The organism is Pseudomonas sp. Marseille-Q5115, assembly GCF_916618905.1.
Classification (GTDB): Bacteria; Pseudomonadota; Gammaproteobacteria; order Pseudomonadales; family Pseudomonadaceae; genus Aquipseudomonas; species Aquipseudomonas japonica_A.
The window spans coordinates 299,929-321,486 of record NZ_CAKAKI010000001.1 but is presented as its reverse complement, the minus strand read 5'-3'; the positions used below and the strand labels follow the sequence as shown (position 1 = coordinate 321,486).

Genomic DNA, 21,558 nt, shown 5'->3' with positions numbered 1-21,558 from the left:
TACTAGCTATAAGCTGCAAATGTGAAAGCGCTTCCGCTTCTGTCTTGCAGCTTGCCGCTTGTAACTTGAAGCTTAAAAATACCCCTGACGTTTCTTGTCTTCCATGGAGCCGGCGCCATCATGGTCGATCACGCGGCCCTGGCGCTCGGATGTGCGCGTCAGGAGCATTTCCTGGATGATATCGGTCAGGCTTTGCGCATCGGACTCCACCGCGCCGGTAAGCGGGTAGCAGCCCAAGGTACGGAAGCGGACCTTTTTCTTGACGATCCTGGCCTTTTCTTCATCGGAAAGGTGCTCGAGGATACGATCGTCGTCGATCATGATCAGCGTGCCGTTCTTTTCGATCACGTCACGTTCGGCCGCGAAGTACAGCGGCACGATCGGGATCTGTTCCAGGTAGATGTACTGCCAGATGTCCAGCTCGGTCCAGTTCGACAGCGGGAACACGCGAATGGACTCGCCCTTGTTCACCTTGCCGTTGTAGAGGTTCCACAGCTCGGGGCGCTGGTTCTTCGGGTCCCAGCGGTGCTTGCTGTCGCGGAAGGAATACACACGTTCCTTGGCCCGGGACTTCTCTTCATCGCGGCGGGCGCCGCCAAAGGCCGCGTCGAACCCGTACTTGTCCAGCGCCTGCTTCAGGCCCTGGGTTTTCATGATGTCGGTGTGCTTGGAGCTACCGTGGGTGAAAGGGTTGATACCCTGCGCCACCCCTTCCGGGTTCACGTGCACCAGCAGGTCGAGGCCCATTTCCTTGACCATGCGATCGCGGAACTTGTACATCTCCTGAAACTTCCACTGGGTATCCACGTGCATCACGGGGAACGGCAGCTTGCCTGGGAAAAAGGCCTTGCGCGCCAAGTGCAGCATGACGGCGGAGTCTTTCCCGATGGAGTAAAGCATTACCGGGTTGTCGAACTCGGCTGCCACTTCACGGATGATGTGGATGCTTTCCGCCTCGAGCTGTTTCAAGTGCGTCAGTTTATCGACCATGGCTACTCACGGATTGCGTTGCAGATGGGACGGCCAGCGGGCCGTGTTCGAGCCGGCCACTCTATCACAGGGCCCGGGCATATTAGGACCGCGGCTTAGATCCAAAAGGTATGAGCATATGCCTGGTGGTTTTTAGCCCTAAACCGGGTTTGGGCAGTCGATGAAGACGTGCTCGATGGCGAAACGCTGGGCCAGATACTCGCCCAGCGCCTGCACCCCGTACCGCTCAGTAGCATGATGCCCAGCCGCAATGAATGAAACATTGTTTTCGCAGGCGCTGTGAAAGGTTTGCTCCGAGGCCTCGCCGGTAAGGTACAGGTCTACCCCCGCTTCGATAGCGGTGTCGATATACCCTTGGCCTCCGCCAGTGCACCACCCTACCCGCCGCACGGTCTGGCCGCTGCACACCACCAACGGCTCACGGCCGAGCACCTGCGCCACGCGGCGGGAGAACTCGAGGGCCGTTTGCGGCACGTCCAGCGAGCCAACCAGGCCGACCACCTTGGGATTGGAGGGGTCAAGCGGGCCTTCGACCGTCAGGCCCAGGCGCAGGGCAAGCTGCACGTTGTTGCCGACTTCGGGATGAACATCGAGGGGCAAGTGATAAGTCAACAGGCTCATGTCGTGCCTGAGCAAGGTTTTGAGGCGCCGATGCTTCATGCCGGTGATGCAGGGGTTTTCACCCTTCCAGAAGTACCCGTGATGCACCAGCACCAGGTCAGCCCCGGCACCTACGGCGGCATCGAGCAAAGCCTGGCTGGCCGTCACGCCGCTGACGATCTTGCGCACCTGTGGGCACCCTTCTACCTGCAAGCCGTTGGGGCAGTAGTCGGGGATTTTCGCGCTACCCAGGTAGCGGTCGGCCTCCTCCACGAGGGTGCTTAACGATACGGCCATAAAAGTCTCCATAAAGGCAGTTTGCGGGCGGCGTGGCGCTCGTATAATGGCCGCCATTATGAGCCGCCCCCCGGCCGTGTGGAAACGCTGTTACCTTTTTAGGAACTCCTGATGTCGATTGCCTTGCGTTATTTCAGCTGGCCGTTACTGACCGGCATTCTTGTCGCACTGCTGATTATCCTGCGCTTTCCCGAATGGGTAGGGTTACCTAGCCAGGACGTCAACCTGCAGCAGGCGCCGCAGTCCGCGACCGTGATGCAGGGCCCCGTTTCCTACGCAGACGCCGTGACCCTGGCCGCCCCGGCGGTGGTTAACCTCTACACCACCAAGGTGGTGAACAAATCGTCCCAGGCCATGTTCGAGGATCCGCAATTTCGCCGTTTCTTCGGCGACAACCTCCCTCGCCAGCGCCGCTGGGAATCAAGCCTCGGTTCGGCGGTGATCATGAGCCCGGAGGGCTACCTGCTCACCAACAACCATGTCACGTCCGGAGCGGACCAGATCGTGGTAGCCCTCAAGGATGGCCGGGAAACCCTCGCGCGCGTGATTGGCAGCGACCCGGAAACAGACCTGGCAGTGCTTAAGATCGACCTCAAGAACCTTCCGGCCATCACCATCGGCAGCTCGGACAGCCTGCGCATCGGCGACGTGGCATTGGCTATCGGCAACCCCTTCGGCGTCGGGCAAACGGTAACCATGGGCATCATCAGCGCCACCGGCCGCAATCAGCTGGGGCTCAACACCTACGAGGACTTCATCCAGACCGATGCGGCGATCAACCCGGGTAACTCCGGCGGCGCGCTGGTGGACGCCAATGGCAACCTTACCGGCATCAACACCGCGATATTCTCCAAATCCGGCGGCAGCCAGGGCATTGGCTTCGCCATTCCCACCAAGCTCGCGCTGGAGGTGATGAAATCCATCATCGAGCACGGGCAGGTGATTCGTGGCTGGCTGGGGATCGAAGTGCAGCCGCTGACCGAAGACCTGGCTGAATCCTTCGGTTTGAAAGATCGGCCCGGCATTGTCGTGGCAGGTATTTTCCGCGACGGCCCGGCCCAGAAGGCAGGCCTGCAGCTGGGTGACGTGATCCTGAGCATCGATAACGAGCCCGCGGCGGATGGGCGCAAATCCATGAACCAGGTCGCCCGCACCAAACCCGGCGACCGGATCGGCATTGACGTGATGCGCAATGGCAAAACCCTGAAGCTCACGGCCGAGGTAGGCTTGCGCCCACCGCCCGCCCCTGCGGCGGCTCCCAAGGAAGGCAATTAAGCCGGCCCGGCCCCTTGCGCAAGCCAGGGGCCGGCCACCCAGCGAAGCCTGCGACAGAGTTAGTTGTGCAAGGCATCCAGCAGGGCCTGGTTCTGCTCAGGCGTGCCGATGGTAATGCGCAGAAACTGAGCGATACGTGGCTGCTTGAAATGCCGCACGATCACGCTGCGCTCGCGCAATTGGGCAGCAATCTCTGCGGCGTCCCGCTGCGGATGACGGGCAAAGATAAAGTTCGCGCCGGACGGTAGCACTTCGAAACCGCGCTGCTGCAGCTCGGCGGCAAGCGCCTCCCGGCTCGCGATCACTTCATTGCGGGTGTGGTCGAACCAAGCGCGGTCTTCAAATGCCGCGGCGGCGCCTGCCAACGCGATCCGGTCGATCGGGTAGGAGTTGAAGCTGTTCTTCACCCGCTCCAGCGCTTCGATCAAATCCGGATGGCCCACCGCCAAGCCTACCCGCAAGCCCGCGAGAGAGCGGGATTTGGACAGGGTTTGGGTCACCAGCAGGTTCGGGTAGCGGTCGACCAGGGAAATGGCTGTTTCGCCGCCAAAGTCGATGTACGCCTCATCCACTACCACAACCGAATCCGGGCTGGCCTGGAGGATTGCCTCGATCGCATCCAGCGCCAGCAGGCAGCCAGTAGGCGCGTTCGGGTTGGGGAAAATGATGCCACCGTTGGGCTTGGCGTAATCGGCCGCAGTGATCTGGAACGCTTCGTTCAGAGGCACCTGCTCGAAGTCGATGCCATACAGGCCGCAGTACACCGGGTAGAAGCTGTAGCTGATGTCCGGGAACAGCAGCGGCCGCTCCTGCTGGAAAAGCCCGTGGAAAATGTGCGCCAGCACTTCGTCCGAGCCGTTGCCCACGAACACCTGCGCCGGCTGCACGCCATAGAACGCGGCCACGGCCTGCTTCAAGCGCTCTCCGTTCGGGTCCGGATACAGCCGCAAGGTGTCGCCGATCTCCGCCCGCATGGCTTCCAGCGCGCGAGGCGAAGGGCCATAAGGGTTCTCGTTGGTGTTCAGCTTCACCAGGTTGGTCAGTTTCGGCTGCTCGCCCGGCACGTAAGGCACCAGTTGCTTGACGAAGGGGCTCCAGAATTTGCTCATGGTCAGGCTTCCTTGATCCGGTATTCCGCGCTACGGGCGTGCGCGCTCAACGATTCGCCGCGTGCCAGTACCGAGGCGGTACGGCCGAGCTCGGACGCGCCCTGTTCGGAACAGAAAATAATGGAAGAGCGCTTCTGGAAGTCGTACACGCCCAGCGGCGAGGAGAAGCGCGCTGTACCGGAAGTGGGCAATACGTGGTTAGGGCCCGCGCAATAGTCGCCTAGCGCTTCGCTGGTGTGGCGGCCCATGAAGATGGCGCCCGCGTGGCGAATCTGCGGCAACCACTGGCGCGGCTCTTCAACCGAAAGCTCCAGGTGTTCCGGCGCAATACGGTTAGCCACCTCGATGGCCTGGGCCATGTCTGCCACCTTGATCAGGGCACCACGGTTGGTCAGCGATGTGCGGATGATTTCGGCCCGTTCCATGGTGGGCAGCAGCTTGTCGATGCTCGCGGCAACCCGATCCAGGAAGCCCTGGTCGGGGCTCACCAGGATAGCCTGGGCGTCTTCATCGTGTTCGGCTTGGGAGAACAGGTCCATGGCGATCCAGTCCGGATCGGTGCCACCATCGCACACTACGAGAATTTCCGACGGGCCGGCGATCATGTCGATGCCCACCTGACCGAACACATGGCGCTTGGCGGTCGCCACATAGATGTTGCCGGGGCCGACAATCTTGTCCACGCGCGGCACGCTTTCGGTGCCGTACGCCAAGGCGGCAACCGCCTGGGCGCCGCCAATGGTGAACACTCGGTCCACGCCAGCGATGCAGGCCGCCGCCAATACCAGCTCGTTCACCTCGCCACGTGGCGTAGGCACTACCATCACCACTTCAGGCACGCCGGCCACTTTGGCCGGAATGGCGTTCATCAGTACTGAAGACGGATAGCTCGCCTTGCCGCCGGGCACGTACAAGCCAGCACGGTCGAGCGGAGTAACCTGTTGGCCCAGCACAGTGCCGTCGGCCTCGGTGTAGCTCCAGGAATCCTGCTTCTGCTTCTCGTGATAGCTACGTACCCGAGCAGCCGCCGTTTCGAGCGCTTCGCGCTGCGGGGCGGTGATGCGCTCCAGAGCTTGCTCCAGGCGTGCGCGGGGGAGGATCAGCTCCGACATGGCGGCCGCTTGCAGCCCATCGAAGCACTGGGTGAATTCAACTACGGCAGCATCGCCGCGTTCACGCACGGCCTTGATGATGTCGAGCACGCGCCCGTTCACCGACTCGTCAGACACGCTTTCCCAGCTCAGCAAATGATCCAGATGCCGCGCAAAGTCCGGAGTTGTGGCGTCAAGTCGGCGGATGGCGGTCGGTGTGGTCATGAGTGGCCTCAAACAGTGGGCAATGAAACGGGACGATTAATCTAGCAGGGCCACCGCGCCGCCATTAAGCATTTTGGCTATGGCGCGGATAGCGTAGCGCGCCAGAGCGGCGCGCTGAAGGTGTCAGCTGCGGTGTCGTGCTTCCACAGCCTGGCGCAGGCTGTCGATCAACGCCTGGATACGCCCGTGCTGCATTTTCATCGATGCCTTGTTCACCACCAGGCGGGAACTGATGGTGGCAATCAGGTCCTGGGGTTCCAGGCCGTTGGCGCGCAGGGTGTTGCCGGTATCGACCACGTCGATGATCTTGTCGGCCAGGCCCACCAGCGGCGCCAGCTCCATGGAGCCGTACAGCTTGATAATGTCGACCTGACGACCCTGTTCGGCGTAGTAACGCTTGGCCACATTGACGAACTTGGTGGCCACCCGCAAACGGCCTTTGGGAGCAGGCGCACCGATGGCACCGGCGGTCATCAGCTTGCAGCAGGCGATTTTCAGGTCCAGCGGCTCGTACAGCCCCTGGCCACCGTATTCCATGAGCACATCCTTGCCGGCCACGCCGAGGTCGGCGGCGCCATGTTCCACATAGGTTGGCACGTCGGTGGCACGCACGATCAGCAGGCGAACGTCGTCCTGGGTCGTGGGGATGATGAGTTTGCGGCTTTTGTCCGGATCCTCGGTCGGGACGATACCGGCCGCGGCAAGCAACGGCAGGGTATCGTCGAGAATGCGGCCCTTGGACAGCGCGATGGTCAGCATGGGAGAAGCGAATCCCTATTCACAATGGGCCGGGCGAACCCGGCCTGGAGTCTAGCCCTAGCCTGGTACGCGACGGATCTTCGCACCCAGCATTTGCAGTTTTTCCTCGATGCACTCGTAACCACGGTCGATGTGGTAGATGCGGTCGATGAGCGTGTCGCCCTGGGCTACCAGTGCAGCCAGCACCAGGCTTGCCGAAGCCCGCAGGTCGGTGGCCATCACCGGGGCGCCCTTGAGGCCGTCGACCCCGGTAACCACCGCGGTATTGCCCTCGACGAGGATATGAGCGCCCATGCGCAGCAGCTCGTAGACGTGCATGAAGCGGTTTTCGAATACGGTTTCGATGACCGCGCCGGTGCCTTCTGCCACCACGTTGAGGGAAATGAACTGCGCCTGCATGTCGGTGGGGAATGCAGGGTACGGCGCCGTGCGCAGGTTGACCGCCCGCGCGCGCTTGCCATGCATGTTCAGCTCGATCCAGTCCTTGCCGGTGGTCACTTCCGCGCCAGCTTCACGCAGCTTGTCCAGCACCGCTTCGAGGATGGTAGGGTCGGTGTCCTTGAGCTTGACCCGGCCGCCAGTGATAGCAGCCGCTACGAGGTAGGTACCGGTCTCGATGCGGTCCGGCATGACCTTGTAGGTTGCAGAGTGCAAACGCTCGACGCCATCAATGGTGATGGTGTCGGTACCCGCGCCCTGGACGTTCGCGCCCATGGCATTGAGGAAGTGCGCGAGGTCGACCACTTCCGGCTCACGCGCGGCGTTCTGCAGCACGGTGCGGCCTTTGGCCAGGGCAGCGGCCATCATGATGTTCTCGGTACCGGTCACGCTCACGGTATCGAAGAAGAAGTTGGCACCACGCAGGCCGCCTTCCGGCGCCTTGGCCTTGATGTAGCCGCCTTCCACGTCGATGGTCGCGCCCATGGCTTCAAGGCCCCGGATGTGAAGGTCGACAGGGCGGGAGCCAATGGCACAGCCTCCGGGCAAAGCCACTTCGGCCTCACCGAAGCGGGCCACCATGGGCCCCAGCACCAGGATCGAGGCGCGCATGGTTTTCACCAGCTCGTAAGGCGCGACCAGGGTTTTGATGGTGCGGGGGTCGATTTCCACCGCGAGCTTTTCGTTGATCACAGGCTCGATACCCATGCGCCCGAACAGCTCGATCATGGTGGTGATGTCATGCAGGTGCGGCAGGTTCGCTACCGTGACCGGGCCATCGGCCAGCAGGGTGGCGGCGAGGATCGGCAAGGCAGCGTTTTTCGCGCCGGAGATGCGGATTTCGCCATCGATACGGGCGCCGCCGGTAATAATCAGTTTGTCCATAACACTCTCGAAGCCTGTGGCTCAGGTGCGCTCAGCCCAGGCTGCGCGGGTGAAAAATTTCATCGTCACGGCATGGATGCTGCCATCGGCGATCCACGGGTTCAGGTGCGTGTAGATCTGTTGCTGACGCTTGACCGGGCTCAGCGCGGCCAACTCGTCGCTGACGACGTTCAACTGGAAGTTGCAGCCTTCGCCTTCTACTTCCACCTGGACCTGGGGCAGCTTCGCTTCAAGGAAGCTTTTAACTTCTAGGGCCTGCATGCTTAACCTCGATCGGCGCCCTGTGCGCGCGGGTCGGCCATGATACAAAAAAAGCCCGCTGGCTGCGAGGGTGGCTGACCAAGCGGGCTTTGCTTCGTTTTACAGACTACGCGCGTTCGAGCAAGCCTGCGATGCCGCACACGTCTGCGATCTGGCATAACTCGTGGGGAAGGCCACGCACCTTCAAGCCTTTGCCCAGGGCGCGAGCATCGCGGCTCAAGGCTAGCAACAACGAAACGCCGACGCTGCTGGCCTTTTCGACCGCGGAACAATCCACCAGCACCTCATTGCCCGGCACTTGCCCGACCAGGGCTTGCCCCTGCTGGCGCAAGCGGGCGCCGGTGCGGTAGTCCAGAACACCCGACAGGCGCAACTCGCCTTGCGCCAGCTCAAGCGCGGCCAAGGTCATTGCTGACCCTGCTGAAGCGGCTGATCGCCAGCGGCATCCTTGGCCTTGGCCACTTCCCCGGCCCAACCGTCGATGGTCTTGTCCAGGTTATTGCCGTTACGCTGCATCGCGTCGGCGAACTGATCACGGAACAGCTTGCCGATGTTGATCCCGTTCACGATCACGTTACGCACCTTCCACTCGCCATTCACCTTTTCCAAGGTGTAGGAAACCGGGTAAACCGCGCCGTTGGTGCCTTTTACCTGCATGCCAACAGACGTACGGTCACCGCTTTCATCCTTGGGCGGGTCTACGGTAATGCCCTGATTGTTGTACTCCAGCAAGGCATTGCCATAGAACTGGAACAGGCTGCGGCGGAAGTTTTCCTGGAACCGCGCCATTTGTTCGGGAGTAGCCTTGCGCGAGTACTTCACGGTCATGATGCTGCGGGAAATGCCATCGGCATCCACCACCGGACCTACGATGCGGTTGAGTGCGTCATAGAAGGCCGAGGGATTGCTGCGATAGCTTTCCCGGTTGGCGCTCAGGTCAGCCAGCAGCTCACGGGTGGTGTTCTGCACCAGATCATGGGCAGGTGTAGCGGGCGCGGCAGTGGCCAGCAAGGGCACGGCCAGCAACATGGCGGCCAGGGCTCGACGCAGAATGGATATCATTGGAACTCCTTATTTCGCCTCTTTGCTCACATTATTGAGCAGGAATTTGCCGATCAGGTCCTCGAGTACCAGCGAGGATTGTGTGTCGTGAATTGTCTGACCGTCTTTCAGTACAGCGCTCTCCCCGCCCACGCTTACGCCAATGTACTTCTCGCCCAGCAGCCCAGCGGTGAGGATGGACGCGGTGGAATCCACCGGCAGGTTGTCCACGCTCTTGTCCAGCTGCAGGGTTACCCGGCCGGTAAAGGTGTCGCGGTCCAGGTCGATTGCAGCCACCTTGCCAATGGTCACGCCGGCCATGGTCACCTTGGCTCTGACCGTCAAACCGGCAATATTGTCGAAGTAGGCATACAGCTTGTAGGTGTCATGTGCCGCGCCCGGCGACAACCCGCTGACACGAAGGGCCAGCAGCAGCAGGGCGAGGATCCCGGCCAGCAAAAACAGGCCGACACCGACTTCCAGGGTGCGGTTTTGCATCAGAAATCTCCAAACATCAAAGCGGTCAGAATGAAATCGAGCCCCAGTACCGCAAGGGAGGCATAAACAACGGTGCGCGTGGTAGCTCGGCTGATCCCTTCGGAAGTGGGATCGCAGTCGTAACCCTGGTACACGGCAATCCAGGTGACGACGAACGCGAACACCACGCTTTTGATCACGCCATTGAGCACATCTTCGGTGAAGCTGACGCTGTTCTGCATGTTTGCCCAGAACGAGCCCTCATAAACGCCCAGCCAGTCCACCGCTACCCAGGAACCGCCCCAGATGCCCACCACGCTGAACATCGCGGCAAGCACAGGCAGCGAGATGAACCCGGCCCACAAGCGTGGCGCAACGATGTACTTGAGGGGATCGACGCCGATCATTTCCAGGCTGGAAAGCTGCTCGGTCGCCTTCATGTTGCCGATTTCGGCCGCCAGCGCGGAGCCGGCCCGCCCGGCGAACAGGAGCGCGGTAACCACTGGGCCGAGTTCACGCAGCAAGGTCAAGGCGATCATCTGGCCGACCGCCTGCTCCGAGCCGTACTTGGCAAGGATGCTGAACCCCTGAAGCGATAGCACACCGCCAATGAAAATGCCTGACACGATGATAATGGCCAGGGACAGCACACCCACCGAATACAGCTGACGGACCAGCAGCGCAAAGCCGCCCGAGATCCCGCCACGGCTGAACAGCGCATGCCCCAGGAACAGCGATGCGCGCCCCAGCCCGGCAACCACGTCGATCACGGTTCTGCCCAGCAAGCGAACCCGCTCCAATAATGACCTGTGGCGCATCAGCGCTTCCCCAGAAAATCGTCGGCCAAGGCTGGCGCGGAAAAATGAAAAGGAACCGGCCCATCCGGCTGGCCCTTCATGAACTGGCGGATACGCGGGTTATCCGAGGCCATCAGCTCTGCCGGAGTGCCCTGCCCGAGCACCTGGCCATCTCCGACCACGTACAGGTAATCGGCGATGCTGGCGGTTTCTGCCAGGTCATGGGAAACCACGATGCTGGTGATCCCGAGCGCATCGTTGAGCAGGCGAATAAGGCGAACCAGCATGCCCATGGCGATCGGGTCCTGCCCCACGAACGGCTCGTCGTACATGAGGATCTGCGGGTCCATCGCGATGGCCCGTGCCAGTGCAACCCTGCGTTTCATGCCTCCGGACAGCTCATCGGGCATCAACTCGATAGCGCCTCGCAGGCCAACGGCCTGGAGTTTCATCAGCACGATATCGCGGATCATTTCTTCCGGCAGGTCGGTGTGCACGCGCAAAGGAAAGGCCACGTTCTCGAAAACGTCCAGGTCGGTAAACAGCGCGCCACTCTGGAACAGCACCCCCATGTGCTTGCGGGCATCGAACAGATCACTGCGCGATAGCCGCGGAAGGTTCTGGCCATTGACCCACACTTCGCCGGCCGTGGGGCGCAACTGTGCCCCCATCAGCCGCAGGAGGGTGGTTTTGCCGGAGCCGGACGGCCCCATGATACCGGTGACTTTTCCGCGCGGGATGCGAATGTCCACGTTCTGGAAAATGCTGCGCGCGCCTCGCTTGAAGGTTAACCCCTTCAGCTCCACGGCGTAGGCTTGTTCGGCACTCATTCGTTCTCCTTGCGATGCGGCACCCCAGTCAGACGTGCGGGCCAGAGGCCAGGGCACATGCCGGACGGGATCGACGAGCGGCGCACTATATCACCGACCCCAGCTTGTGACAGCGCGCGGCGGGGCGCCAACCGCCACGAGAGGGGTGGCGGGATTCGTGCGCGACGTGTGCAATCCGGATATAATCCCGGCCTTTTCTCCGGATCGACCTGCCTCGCATGAACCAGACCCGCGATCTCATTCAGTCGGCACAGCGCACCATCGGCCTCGAAATCAAGGCCGTGGAAGGACTGCTCGAGCATATAAATGCAGACTTCGTCCGCGCCTGCGAGATGATCCTGGGCAGCAGCGGGCGGGTGGTTGTGATGGGGATGGGCAAATCCGGCCATATCGGCCGCAAGATCGCAGCCACACTGGCCAGCACTGGCACGCCGGCATTTTTCGTTCACCCGGCCGAAGCCAGTCATGGCGACATGGGCATGATCACGCCCGACGACATCGTGCTGGCCCTGTCCAACTCGGGCACCACGGCAGAAATTCTCACCTTGTTGCCGCTGATCAAGCGGCTGGGCATTCGGCTGATCAGCCTCACGGGCAATCCGGAATCCACCCTGGCCCAGGCGGCCGAAGCGAGCCTGGACGCAAGGGTAGAACATGAAGCCTGCCCACTGAACCTGGCCCCCACCTCCTCCACCACCGCGGCGCTGGTGCTGGGGGATGCCCTGGCGGTCGCTCTGCTCGAAGCGCGAGGCTTCACGGCCGAGGATTTCGCGTTCTCCCACCCGGGAGGCGCGCTGGGGCGTCGCCTGTTGCTCAAGGTGGAACAACTGATGCACACCGGTGCGGCGCTGCCTACCGTGACGCGTGGCACTCCACTGCGGGAAGCGCTGATGGAAATGACCCGAAAAGGCCTTGGCATGACGGTAGTGCTGGAGGAGGACGGCCGGCTTGCCGGCGTGTTCACCGACGGTGACCTGCGTCGCACCCTCGACCGCAACCTGGACGTACACGCCACGCCGATCGAGCAGATCATGACTGCCCATGGCAAGACGGTGACCGCCGACATGCTCGCCGCCCAGGCGCTGAAAATCATGGAGGACCACAAGATCGGCGCATTGGTGGTGGTAGACCATACTGATCGCCCTGTGGGCGCGGTCAACATGCATGACTTCCTCCGTGCGGGGGTCGTGTAATGGACCGCACACTGCTTGAGCGAGCTGGCCGGATCAAACTCGCCATTTTCGACGTCGATGGCGTGCTCACGGATGGACGCCTCTACTTTCTTGAAGACGGCAGCGAAATGAAGGCGTTCAATACGCTGGACGGCCAGGGCATCAAAATGCTGATGGCCTCGGGCGTCACCACAGCCATCATCAGCGGCCGCACCAGCGCGGCCACCGAGCGCCGAGCCCGCAATCTGGGCATCCCTCATCTCTTTCAGGGCCGCGAGGACAAGCTCGTGGTGCTCGACGGCTTGCTGGAACAGCTGGGCTTGTCATACGAGCAGGTCGCGCACCTTGGCGACGATCTTCCCGACCTCCCAGTGATGCGCCGGGTAGGCCTGGGCATGGCGGTCGCAAACGCGGCCGATTTCGTTCGCCGGCATGCCCATGGGGTCACCCAGGCCAGGGGCGGCGAAGGCGCTGCCCGCGAATACTGCGAACTCATCCTGCGCGCCCAGGGAAACCTGGACGCCGCGCTGAACAAATACCTGTAGGTGCCCATGCAAAACCGAAAGTTGCTTGCGCTTGCCGTTGCGGTACCGGTGGTGGCGCTGCTCATCGCCATCGGCTACTGGAACGTCAGCCCCGAGCGGTTCCTCGACAACCCTCGGGCGAGCGTGGACGCCAGTACCATCGATTACTATGCGATCAACGCCCGCACCGTGCAGTACCTGCCCGACGGCAAGATGCAGTATGAAATGACCGCCGACAGGGTCGAACACCTCAAGGCCAGTGAAGTCACCCACGTGACCAAGCCGGTCATGGACGTCTACCGAGGCACCACCTTCCCCTGGCATGTGGTGAGCGAGCGTGCCGAGGTGAACCCGGACGGCACCCAGGTCGAACTCATCGACGCCGTGCGGCTCAACCGCACAGACCAGAAGAACCGCACAACCGTAATCACCACCTCGCGCGCCACGGTCTTCCCGCAGAAGCAATATGCGGAAACCGACCAAGACGTTAGAATCGACGGCGCCGGTGGCGTTACGACTGCCAAGGGAATGAAAGCGTATTTGAACGACAGCAAGATCCACTTGCTGTCCACTGTAAGAGGACAGTATGAGGCTCGTTAAAACCCTCCCCTTCCTGCTTGGCCTGGGCGCGGCACTGGGAAGCGTGAACGCCTTGGCGCTGCCGACCGACAGGGACCAACCGATCCACATCCAGTCCGACGACGCGCAACTCGACGACAAGCAGGGTGTAGCGGTCTATACCGGCAGCGTGGTCATCACCCAGGGCTCCATGAAGATCACCGGCAACAAGGTGACCGTCACACGTGCGGCCAATGGTGATGTGGATGTATTCACCGCCGTCGGCAACCTGGCCTACTACGAGCAGAAGCCTGCCGTGGACAAGCCCATCGTGCAGGCCTACGGCGTGACCATCCAGTACTTCGCGTCCCAGGACCGGATCGTGCTGATCGACAAGGCCAAGGTCATCAACGACGGAAACACCTCCGAAGGCGAGAAAATCGTGTACGACACGGTTCGCCAGGTGGTAAATGCCGGCCGTGCCACGGGCACCAAGATCACCGCGCCACGCCCGCGCATCGACATGGTGATCCAGCCCAAGAAGAAAACCGACCAGCCGCAGAAGGCGCAGTAATGGCGACGTTGAAGGCCCAGCATCTGGCCAAGAGCTACAAAAGCCGGCAAGTGGTGAGAGACGTCAGCCTCTCCATCGAGAGCGGCCAGATCGTTGGCCTGCTTGGGCCGAACGGGGCCGGTAAAACCACGTGCTTCTACATGATCGTAGGGCTGGTGCAGGCCGATCAGGGCCGGGTGCTGATCGACGACCTCGACGTAAGCCACCAGCCCATGCACGGGCGCGCCAAGGCCGGTATAGGCTACCTGCCTCAGGAGGCCTCGATCTTCCGCAAGCTGTCAGTGGCGGACAACATTATGGCGATCCTCGAAACCCGCAAGGACCTCGACGCCAGCGGTCGGCGCAAGGCTTTGGAAAGCCTGCTTCAGGAATTCCATATCACGCATATCCGCGACAACCGTGGCATGAGCCTGTCCGGTGGCGAGCGCCGCCGGGTGGAAATCGCCCGCGCCCTGGCCACCGCGCCCAAGTTCATCCTGCTCGATGAACCCTTTGCCGGCGTGGACCCGATCTCCGTGGGCGATATCAAGCAGATCATCCACCACCTCAAGGCGAAGGGCATCGGTGTGCTTATCACCGACCACAACGTACGCGAAACCCTGGATATCTGTGAAATCGCCTATATTGTGAACGATGGCCAATTGATTGCAGAGGGCGATTCGGCCACTATCCTTGCCAATGACCTGGTGAAGGAAGTGTACCTGGGGCACGAGTTCCGGCTTTAAGTGCGCCAAGTGTAAAGACCCCTAGGCAAACATGGCAGTTTCGGGCATATAATTTGCTTAAGTTCAGGCGCTCCAATCGAGCGCCCGTTGTGGATGGCGCATAGCGCCGGCAAACAGGGTGTCAAGCTCACGCCATGAAACCATCGCTTGTCCTTAAAATGGGCCAGCAACTGACGATGACACCGCAGTTGCAACAGGCCATCCGCCTTCTCCAGCTTTCCACCCTGGACCTCCAGCAGGAGATTCAGGAGGCGCTTGAGTCCAACCCCATGCTCGAACGCCAGGAAGACGGCGACGACTTCGATAATGCCGACCCGTTGGCCGACAAGGCCGAACATTCCGGGCCGGCCGAACCCCAGGAAACACCTTTCCAGGAAACCAGCTTCCAGGAAACCTCCAGCGCGCCCGAGGGCGGCGAAGAGGCGGATTGGAGTGAGCGGATTCCCGATGAGCTGCCCGTGGACACGGCCTGGGAAGACATCTACCAGACCAGCGCAAGCAGCCTGCCGAGCGGGGATGACGACGACTGGGATTTCACCACCCGTACGTCCGTTGGAGAAAGCCTGCAGAGCCACCTGCTGTGGCAACTGAACCTGGCGCCGATGTCCGACAATGACCGCCTGATCGCCGTCACCCTGATCGACTGCATCAACAACCAGGGCTACCTCGAAGAAACCCTCGAGGAAATCTGTGCGTCGTTCGACCCCGAACTGGACATCGAACTCGATGAAGTCGAAGCCGTGCTTCATCGCATCCAACAGTTCGAGCCTGCCGGGATCGCTGCGCGCAACCTGGGCGAATGCCTGGCGTTGCAGCTGCGCCAGCTGCCTGCGAAAACCCCCTGGTTGGCCGAGGCCCAGCGGCTGGTCACCGATTACATCGAGCTGCTGGGTAGCCGTGACTATAGCCAGCTGATGCGCAAGATGAAGCTCAAGGAAGATGAGCTTCGGCAGGTGATCGAGCTTATCCAGAGCCTGAACCCACGCCCCGGCTCGCAGATCGAGTCGAGCGAGCCCGAGTACGTGGTGCCGGATGTCATCGTGCGCAAGGACAGCGATCGCTGGCTGGTGGAGCTGAACCAGGAGTCGGTACCGCGACTGCGGGTAAACCCTCAGTACGCGGGTTTTGTGCGCCGGGCGGACAGCAGCGCGGATAACACCTTCATGCGCAATCAGTTGCAGGAAGCGCGCTGGTTCATCAAAAGCCTGCAAAGCCGCAACGAGACCCTCATGAAGGTGGCCACCCAGATCGTGGAGCATCAGCGAGGCTTCCTCGACTACGGCGACGAGGCCATGAAACCGCTGGTACTGCATGACATCGCCGAGGCCGTGGGCATGCACGAATCGACGATTTCCCGGGTAACGACACAGAAGTACATGCACACACCCCGCGGGATATATGAGCTGAAATACTTTTTCTCCAGCCACGTCAGCACCTCGGAAGGCGGTGAATGCTCGTCCACAGCCATCCGGGCGATCATCAAGAAACTGGTGGCGGCGGAAAATCAGAAAAAGCCGTTGAGTGACAGCAAGATCGCTGGTTTACTGGAGGCACAAGGCATTCAGGTAGCACGCCGCACTGTCGCCAAGTACCGCGAATCCCTCGGGATTGCGCCGTCCAGCGAACGCAAGCGGTTGATGTAGCCTGGTTCCGAAGCGCGCGTAGTCGCTGGCACAGGGCATGTAAGCCAGCGCCGCACCTCGGGATGCCACCAGCGTTTCAGTGGCAGGTTTCGCCTGCCTCTTTATGCACTGGCAATAAGGAGAAGCGGTATGCAAGTCAACATCAGTGGGCATCAACTGGATGTGACCGAAGCCATGCGTAGCTACATGACCGAAAAACTTGCCAAGCTTGAGCGGCACTGCGACAAGATCACCAATGTAGAGGTGATCATGGAAGTGGAAAAACAGAAACAGCGGGTCGAAGCGACCCTCCGGGTTCCCAAGTGCGACGTGGTAGCTCAGGCTGAACACGACGACATGTACGCCGCAATCGACCTTCTCACTGATAAACTCGATCGGCAATTGCTCAAGTATAAGGAAAAACAGCAGAGCCACCTGCAAGGTGCGGCCGCCCGCTGACCCCCAATGATCCGACTAGAAAACATCCTGACCCCCGGCCGCTCCCTCGTGAGCGTGCCGGGCGGCAGTAAAAAACGCGTACTCGAACAGATCGCTGCCTTGATTCACAGGGACCTTCCCGAGGTTAGCCAGCAGGTTGTGTTCGAAGCCCTGATCGCCCGTGAAAAGCTTGGCTCCACTGGTTTCGGCAATGGGATTGCCATCCCGCATTGCCGGCTCGCCAATTGTCAGGGCCCGATGAGTGCCTTGTTGCACCTGGACGCACCCGTGGACTTCGACGCGATCGACGGCGCCCCGGTAGACCTGATCTTCGTGCTGCTGGTCCCGGAAGCAGCCACCGATGCACACCTCGAATTACTCCGCCAGATAGCCAGCATGCTCGACCGCAAGGACGTGCGTGACCAGTTGCGTTCCGCCCCCGACAGCGAAGCGCTGTATCAGGTGGTGGTACGCACCCAGAGCGGCGCGTGAACTGCGCATGCGCCTGATCATCGTCAGTGGTCGCTCCGGCTCCGGCAAGAGTACCGCCCTCGATGTGCTCGAAGACAATGGCTTTTACTGTATCGACAACCTCCCCGCCGGGCTGCTGCCCGAGTTGGCAGAGCGTGCGATCATCCATACCGAACTGGCTCAGCCATTGGTCGCCGTCTCCATAGACGCGCGTAACCTGCCGAGCCATCTCTCACGTTTTCCCGAACTGCTTGAAGAAGTGCGAGAGAAGCACATTCAGTGCGACGTGCTGTTTCTGGATGCTGATGAAGAAACGCTCCTCAAGCGCTTTTCGGAAACGCGCAGGCGGCACCCACTCACCAGTGCGAACCGTTCACTGGCCGAGGCTATCCGGGTAGAAAGTGACCTGCTGGGGCCGATTTCAGATCTGGCCGACCTGAAAATCAACACTACCCATCTCAATCTCTATCAACTGCGTGACACCCTCAAGGTGCGGCTGCTGAACAAGCCGGATGTGGGGACCGCCTTCCTGCTGGAGTCGTTCGGCTTCAAGCGCGGCATGCCGGTAGACGCAGACCTGGTGTTCGATGTGCGTTGCCTCCCCAACCCCTACTGGAAGCCCGAGCTGCGAGAGCATTCCGGTCTGGAACAGCCAGTTATCGACTACCTGGCCACGCAACCGGACGTGGAGGAGATGTTCCAGGACATCTCGGCCTACCTGCTCAAATGGCTGCCTCGCTTCGCCGCGAGCAATCGGGCCTACGTGACAGTTGCCATCGGGTGCACAGGCGGGCACCATCGCTCGGTCTACCTTACCGAGCGCCTCGGCGCGCTATTGCAACGTACCCTGAAAAACGTGCAAGTGCGCCACCGGGACCTTACCTGAACCCAAGGACTTACCACGCAATGCCCGCACTCGACATCACCATCATCAACAAGCTGGGCTTGCACGCACGCGCCGCCGCCAAGTTCGTCGGCATTGCCGGCCGTTTCCCCTGCCAGGTTCGTGTAGGCCGCACCGAAGCCAGCCTGGTAGACGGCAAAAGCATCATGGCCGTCATGATGCTCGCCGCCGGCAAGGGCACGCAGATCCACCTCAGCACCGAGGGCGAGCAAGCACAGGAAGCCCTCGACGCGTTGGTTGGATTGATCAACGACAAGTTCGACGAGGGCGAGTAACGGTAGGCGCTCTCGACCTTCCAGAGGAGGCCGCCTACAAAGGCAGGCGTTACACCGCGTTTACAGCGGCCTGGTAGCGTTTTTCGACTTCAGGCCAGTTGACCACGTTGAAGAACGCACCAATGTATTCAGGCCGGCGGTTCTGGTACTTCAGGTAATACGCGTGCTCCCACACGTCCAGGCCCAGGATCGGCGTATTGCCCTTCATCAGCGGGCTGTCCTGGTTGGCGGTGCTTTCAACCACCAGTTTTTTCTCCGGCGTTACGCTCAACCAGGCCCAGCCACTGCCGAAGCGGGTCAGCGCAGCCTTGGTGAAGGCTTCCTTGAACGCATCGAAGCCACCCAACTCACTCTCGATCGCATCTTTCACGTTCCCGGAAGGCTGGCCACCGCTAGCAGGCGCCATCACGGTCCAGAACAGCGAGTGGTTCGCATGCCCACCGCCATTGTTGGCCACGGGGCCTTTCAGTTTTTCGTCGAGGGTGGCGTATTCAGCAAGCAGCTTTTCTACCGGCCACTCGGCGTACTCGGTCGACTCCAGCGCGGCATTGAGGTTGTTGATGTAGGTTTGGTGGTGCTTGGTGTAGTGGATTTCCATGGTTTGCGCGTCGATATGCGGCTCAAGCGCGCTGTAGTCATAAGGCAGTGCAGGCAAGGTATGGGGCATGTCAGTGGACTCCGTATCGCGGATGGGCGCCGGTGTGGCGCGACTGTAGGCCCATGGCACCAGCGAGCAGGCTCGAGGTGCGGGGGTATTCGCCATGGACGGCGATGAACCCCAGCAGTTCCGTATAGGTGCGATTGCTGTGACGAAGCGCTGCTTCGCGCAGCGGTTGAGGCAAGTTCGATTGGCGGGCCGTGGAGAGCAGATGCTCGTGCGCGGCGCACAAGTATTCGGCGCTTTCTTCGGGTTGGTGCAGATGAAGGTGAAGGTCCGCCAGGTTATGGTGCGAGACCACAAAGGCCATCACGGCCTCATCGGCATTGCTCCAACGCTCGAAGAGGATCTGCGCCAAGGCCAGCGCCTGCAGATAATGCTCTCGCGCCTCTACCCACTGCCCCTGTTCGAAGAGGGCATTGGCACGCTGAATGGTTTGTTTCCAATGGTCCATGGCCGCTCCGCTCAATAGCTGACGTGGAGGCAAAGCGCCTCATGAGATTGACTATTAGTTGATAATCAATCTCATTTCAAGCGGAGCGGCCAGATATTTATGAAAAGCTCAGCTTCCTGCCACTGTCATACGCTCTATCAATACCGAGCCGGTGCGCACGTTGCTGCGCAGTTCAAGGTCATTACCTACGGCCACAATCTGGCGGAACATGTCCTTCATGTTCCCTGCGATAGTCACTTCCTGAACCGGGAACTGGATTTCGCCGTTTTCCACCCAATAGCCGGCGGCACCACGGGAATAGTCACCGGTGACCATGTTCAACCCGCTCCCCATTAGCTCGGTCACCAGCAACCCGCGGCCCATCTTGCGCAGCAATGCGGCCTGATCGTCGTTGCCATGGGTCACGAAGAGGTTGTGCACGCCGCCGGAGTTGGCGGTGCTCGGCATGCCCAGCTTGCGGCCCGAATACGTGCTCAGCACATAAGAAACCAGCCGGCCACCGTCGACGAAGGGCTTGGCGTAGGTTGCCAGGCCATCGCCGTCGAACCCAGCGCTGCCCAAGGCGCGAGGCATATGCGGCCGCTCATCGAGTGTCAGCCATTCGGGAAACAGCTGTTGGCCGAGCGTGCCTTCCAGGAAGGAAGACTTGCGGTAGAGGTTGCCCCCGGATACCGCCGACAGGAAGCTGCCGAACAGCCCTCCCGCCAGCTCTGCGGCGAACAACACTGGCACTTCGCAGGTAGGCACGGGGCGCGCACCCAGGCGGCTGGCAGCTCGCTCTGCGGCCTTGCGGCCGATGGCCTCCGGAGAAGCCAGCAAATGGCCTTCGCGGTTCACGTCGTACCAGTAGTCGCGCTGCATCTGGCCATCTTTCTCGGCGATCATCACGCAGCTGAGGCTGTGACGAGTCGACGCATAGCCGCCGATGAACCCATGGCTGTTTCCGTATACCCGGCAACCTTGATGGGTCGAGACCTGGCTGCCATCAGCGTTGCGGATAAGCGGGTTGGCGTCGAAAGCTGCCGCTTCACAAGCCAGTGCCAGTTCGATACTCGCTTCAGGGCTGATATCCCAAGGGTGATACAGGTCCAGGGCCGGAAGATCGCGGGCCATGAGAGCGGCGTCCGCGAGCCCGGCGGCTTCGTCCTCCGACGTGTGCTTTGCAATGGCCAATGCTGCTGCCACGGTTTCCCGAATCGCGTCAGGGCCGCTGGCCGAGGTGCTGGCCGAGCCCTTGCGCTGGCCCAGGTAGAGCGTTATGCCAAAGCCCTGATCACGGTTGAATTCAACCGTTTCCACCTCACGCTGGCGAATCGAGGTGGACAGCCCTTGTTCGAGGGACACCGCCACTTCGCAGGCGCTGGCACCCTGGCGACGGGCTTCGGCAATGATCTCTTCGACCTGTTGCTGCAGGAGCGGCAGGGCCTGAGGGCCAACGCTTTCGGCTGCTTTCATGGGATTCTCCACACTTCAAATACGGATCGCGGCAAGGGCCGATGCTGGCCGGGCCGGACAATCGGCCCCCGACTGGTTATCATGGCGGCGTTTATCAGCGGACGGCCCCCATGGTTGATTCATACGACGATTCCCTCGGCGAGGGAAAAAGCAAGACACAGGTCAAGCGTGAACTCCACGCATTGACCGAGCTCGGCGAGCGCTTGACCACGCTCAAGCCGGACCTGCTCGCCAAGTTGCCCCTCACGGAGCCGCTGCGCCGGGCCCTGGAAGAAGCACCGAAACATACCGCGAACGCAGCCCTCAAGCGGCACAGGCAGTTCATCGGCAAACTCATGCGCGACCAGGACACCGACGCGATCCTGGAACTGCTCGACCAGGTGGACGCGTCCACTCGCCAGTACAACGAGCGCTTCCATAACCTGGAGCGCTGGCGCGATCGGTTGATCGCCGGCGACGATACGGTGCTGGACAGCTTCGTGACCCAGTACCCTGAAACCGATCGCCAGCAACTGCGTTCGCTGGTGCGCCATGCGCAGCACGAAGCCACGCATAACCGCCCGCCTTCGGCGAGCCGCAAGATCTTCAAGTACATTCGCGAGATAGACGAGCAACAACGCGGCCTGCGATAGGCCGCGCCAGCTTGCCCATGG

General features: G+C 61.2%; 27 protein-coding genes. 12 read left to right on the top strand and 15 right to left on the bottom strand.

From position 1 onward, the window contains the following. Positions 1–72: 72 nt before the first annotated feature. Positions 73–990, bottom strand: a complete 918-nt coding sequence (gene cysD / locus LG385_RS01515) for a sulfate adenylyltransferase subunit CysD (RefSeq protein WP_225771883.1) — start codon at positions 988–990, stop codon at positions 73–75. Between the two features lie 138 nt (positions 991–1,128). Beyond that, on the bottom strand, positions 1,129–1,887 hold the full coding sequence (locus LG385_RS01510) for a Nif3-like dinuclear metal center hexameric protein (protein WP_225771881.1): 759 nt from the start codon (positions 1,885–1,887) through the stop codon (positions 1,129–1,131). A gap of 111 nt (positions 1,888–1,998) precedes the next feature. On the opposite strand from LG385_RS01510, the gene algW reads away from it, so the two are divergent. Next, the gene (algW, locus tag LG385_RS01505) at positions 1,999–3,162 is read left to right on the top strand and encodes a Do family serine endopeptidase AlgW (RefSeq protein ID WP_181115419.1); all 1,164 of its coding nucleotides are present in this window, start codon (positions 1,999–2,001) and stop codon (positions 3,160–3,162) included. A 59-nt stretch (positions 3,163–3,221) separates the two neighbouring features. On the opposite strand, the gene hisC is transcribed toward algW, so the two are convergent. The 10 genes from hisC to LG385_RS01455 all read right to left on the bottom strand — a co-directional run bounded on the left by hisC (position 3,222) and on the right by LG385_RS01455 (position 11,075). Next, positions 3,222–4,271, bottom strand: a complete 1,050-nt coding sequence (gene hisC, locus LG385_RS01500; protein WP_225771879.1) for a histidinol-phosphate transaminase — start codon at positions 4,269–4,271, stop codon at positions 3,222–3,224. Positions 4,272–4,273: 2 nt separating this feature from the next. Further along, positions 4,274–5,587 carry a histidinol dehydrogenase gene (gene hisD / locus LG385_RS01495; RefSeq protein WP_225771876.1) on the bottom strand — a complete coding sequence of 438 codons (1,314 nt, stop codon included), beginning with the start codon at positions 5,585–5,587 and terminating at the stop codon, positions 4,274–4,276. A 123-nt stretch (positions 5,588–5,710) separates the two neighbouring features. After that, on the bottom strand, positions 5,711–6,346 hold the full coding sequence (gene hisG, locus LG385_RS01490; protein ID WP_181115425.1) for an ATP phosphoribosyltransferase: 636 nt from the start codon (positions 6,344–6,346) through the stop codon (positions 5,711–5,713). Between the two features lie 57 nt (positions 6,347–6,403). Continuing rightward, a complete protein-coding gene (murA, locus tag LG385_RS01485) occupies positions 6,404–7,669 on the bottom strand; it encodes a UDP-N-acetylglucosamine 1-carboxyvinyltransferase (protein ID WP_181115427.1) in 1,266 nt (421 codons plus the stop codon). A gap of 21 nt (positions 7,670–7,690) precedes the next feature. Next, entirely contained in the window at positions 7,691–7,930 is a 240-nt protein-coding gene (locus tag LG385_RS01480; protein WP_181115430.1) for a BolA family protein, read from the bottom strand. A gap of 106 nt (positions 7,931–8,036) precedes the next feature. Next, on the bottom strand, positions 8,037–8,339 hold the full coding sequence (locus tag LG385_RS01475; RefSeq protein ID WP_225771874.1) for a lipid asymmetry maintenance protein MlaB: 303 nt from the start codon (positions 8,337–8,339) through the stop codon (positions 8,037–8,039). After that, positions 8,336–8,992: a phospholipid-binding protein MlaC gene (locus LG385_RS01470; RefSeq protein WP_225771872.1), complete on the bottom strand. Its 657-nt coding sequence runs from the start codon at positions 8,990–8,992 to the stop codon at positions 8,336–8,338. Before LG385_RS01470 ends, LG385_RS01475 begins: the two co-directional genes overlap by 4 nt. A 9-nt stretch (positions 8,993–9,001) precedes the next feature. Beyond that, complete coding sequence (gene mlaD, locus LG385_RS01465) at positions 9,002–9,469, bottom strand: outer membrane lipid asymmetry maintenance protein MlaD (RefSeq protein ID WP_181115436.1); 468 nt, start codon at positions 9,467–9,469, stop codon at positions 9,002–9,004. Then, a complete protein-coding gene (mlaE, locus tag LG385_RS01460) occupies positions 9,469–10,266 on the bottom strand; it encodes a lipid asymmetry maintenance ABC transporter permease subunit MlaE (protein ID WP_181115438.1) in 798 nt (265 codons plus the stop codon). Before mlaE ends, mlaD begins: the two co-directional genes overlap by 1 nt. Then, positions 10,266–11,075, bottom strand: coding sequence for an ABC transporter ATP-binding protein (locus tag LG385_RS01455; protein ID WP_225771870.1), 810 nt, complete (start codon positions 11,073–11,075; stop codon positions 10,266–10,268). Before LG385_RS01455 ends, mlaE begins: the two co-directional genes overlap by 1 nt. 218 nt (positions 11,076–11,293) lie before the next feature. Between LG385_RS01455 and LG385_RS01450 the strand changes: the two genes are divergently transcribed. The 10 genes from LG385_RS01450 to LG385_RS01405 all read left to right on the top strand — a co-directional run bounded on the left by LG385_RS01450 (position 11,294) and on the right by LG385_RS01405 (position 18,338). After that, positions 11,294–12,268 (top strand): KpsF/GutQ family sugar-phosphate isomerase, encoded by a 975-nt coding sequence (locus tag LG385_RS01450; protein ID WP_181115442.1) that lies wholly within the window; start codon positions 11,294–11,296, stop codon positions 12,266–12,268. Then, positions 12,268–12,792: a KdsC family phosphatase gene (locus LG385_RS01445; RefSeq protein ID WP_181115444.1), complete on the top strand. Its 525-nt coding sequence runs from the start codon at positions 12,268–12,270 to the stop codon at positions 12,790–12,792. Before LG385_RS01450 ends, LG385_RS01445 begins: the two co-directional genes overlap by 1 nt. A gap of 6 nt (positions 12,793–12,798) precedes the next feature. Beyond that, positions 12,799–13,371, top strand: coding sequence for an LPS export ABC transporter periplasmic protein LptC (gene lptC, locus LG385_RS01440; RefSeq protein WP_181115445.1), 573 nt, complete (start codon positions 12,799–12,801; stop codon positions 13,369–13,371). Further along, complete coding sequence (gene lptA, locus LG385_RS01435; protein ID WP_181115447.1) at positions 13,358–13,903, top strand: lipopolysaccharide transport periplasmic protein LptA; 546 nt, start codon at positions 13,358–13,360, stop codon at positions 13,901–13,903. The genes lptC and lptA overlap by 14 nt, the downstream gene beginning before the upstream one ends. Then, entirely contained in the window at positions 13,903–14,628 is a 726-nt protein-coding gene (lptB, locus tag LG385_RS01430; protein WP_181115449.1) for an LPS export ABC transporter ATP-binding protein, read from the top strand. Before lptA ends, lptB begins: the two co-directional genes overlap by 1 nt. Before the next feature lie 134 nt (positions 14,629–14,762). Next, a complete protein-coding gene (locus LG385_RS01425) occupies positions 14,763–16,271 on the top strand; it encodes an RNA polymerase factor sigma-54 (RefSeq protein WP_225771868.1) in 1,509 nt (502 codons plus the stop codon). Between the two features lie 129 nt (positions 16,272–16,400). Beyond that, positions 16,401–16,709, top strand: coding sequence for a ribosome hibernation-promoting factor, HPF/YfiA family (gene hpf / locus LG385_RS01420; protein WP_181115453.1), 309 nt, complete (start codon positions 16,401–16,403; stop codon positions 16,707–16,709). 6 nt (positions 16,710–16,715) lie between these two features. Then, positions 16,716–17,180 (top strand): PTS IIA-like nitrogen regulatory protein PtsN, encoded by a 465-nt coding sequence (ptsN, locus tag LG385_RS01415; protein ID WP_181115455.1) that lies wholly within the window; start codon positions 16,716–16,718, stop codon positions 17,178–17,180. A 7-nt stretch (positions 17,181–17,187) separates the two neighbouring features. Beyond that, positions 17,188–18,045 carry an RNase adapter RapZ gene (gene rapZ, locus LG385_RS01410; protein ID WP_225771866.1) on the top strand — a complete coding sequence of 286 codons (858 nt, stop codon included), beginning with the start codon at positions 17,188–17,190 and terminating at the stop codon, positions 18,043–18,045. Positions 18,046–18,065: 20 nt separating this feature from the next. Continuing rightward, positions 18,066–18,338, top strand: coding sequence for an HPr family phosphocarrier protein (locus tag LG385_RS01405; RefSeq protein WP_181115460.1), 273 nt, complete (start codon positions 18,066–18,068; stop codon positions 18,336–18,338). A gap of 49 nt (positions 18,339–18,387) precedes the next feature. Here the strand turns inward: LG385_RS01405 and LG385_RS01400 are convergent, their stop codons facing one another. From LG385_RS01400 to pmbA, 3 genes are all read right to left on the bottom strand, one after another. Next, a complete protein-coding gene (locus LG385_RS01400; RefSeq protein WP_225771864.1) occupies positions 18,388–19,005 on the bottom strand; it encodes a superoxide dismutase in 618 nt (205 codons plus the stop codon). Position 19,006: 1 nt separating this feature from the next. Next, on the bottom strand, positions 19,007–19,450 hold the full coding sequence (locus LG385_RS01395; RefSeq protein ID WP_181115465.1) for a tetratricopeptide repeat protein: 444 nt from the start codon (positions 19,448–19,450) through the stop codon (positions 19,007–19,009). Positions 19,451–19,558: 108 nt separating this feature from the next. Then, positions 19,559–20,905 carry a metalloprotease PmbA gene (gene pmbA / locus LG385_RS01390; RefSeq protein ID WP_181115467.1) on the bottom strand — a complete coding sequence of 449 codons (1,347 nt, stop codon included), beginning with the start codon at positions 20,903–20,905 and terminating at the stop codon, positions 19,559–19,561. 110 nt (positions 20,906–21,015) lie between these two features. On the opposite strand from pmbA, the gene yjgA reads away from it, so the two are divergent. After that, positions 21,016–21,537 carry a ribosome biogenesis factor YjgA gene (yjgA, locus tag LG385_RS01385; protein ID WP_181115470.1) on the top strand — a complete coding sequence of 174 codons (522 nt, stop codon included), beginning with the start codon at positions 21,016–21,018 and terminating at the stop codon, positions 21,535–21,537. The last annotated feature ends 21 nt before the right edge of the window (positions 21,538–21,558 follow it).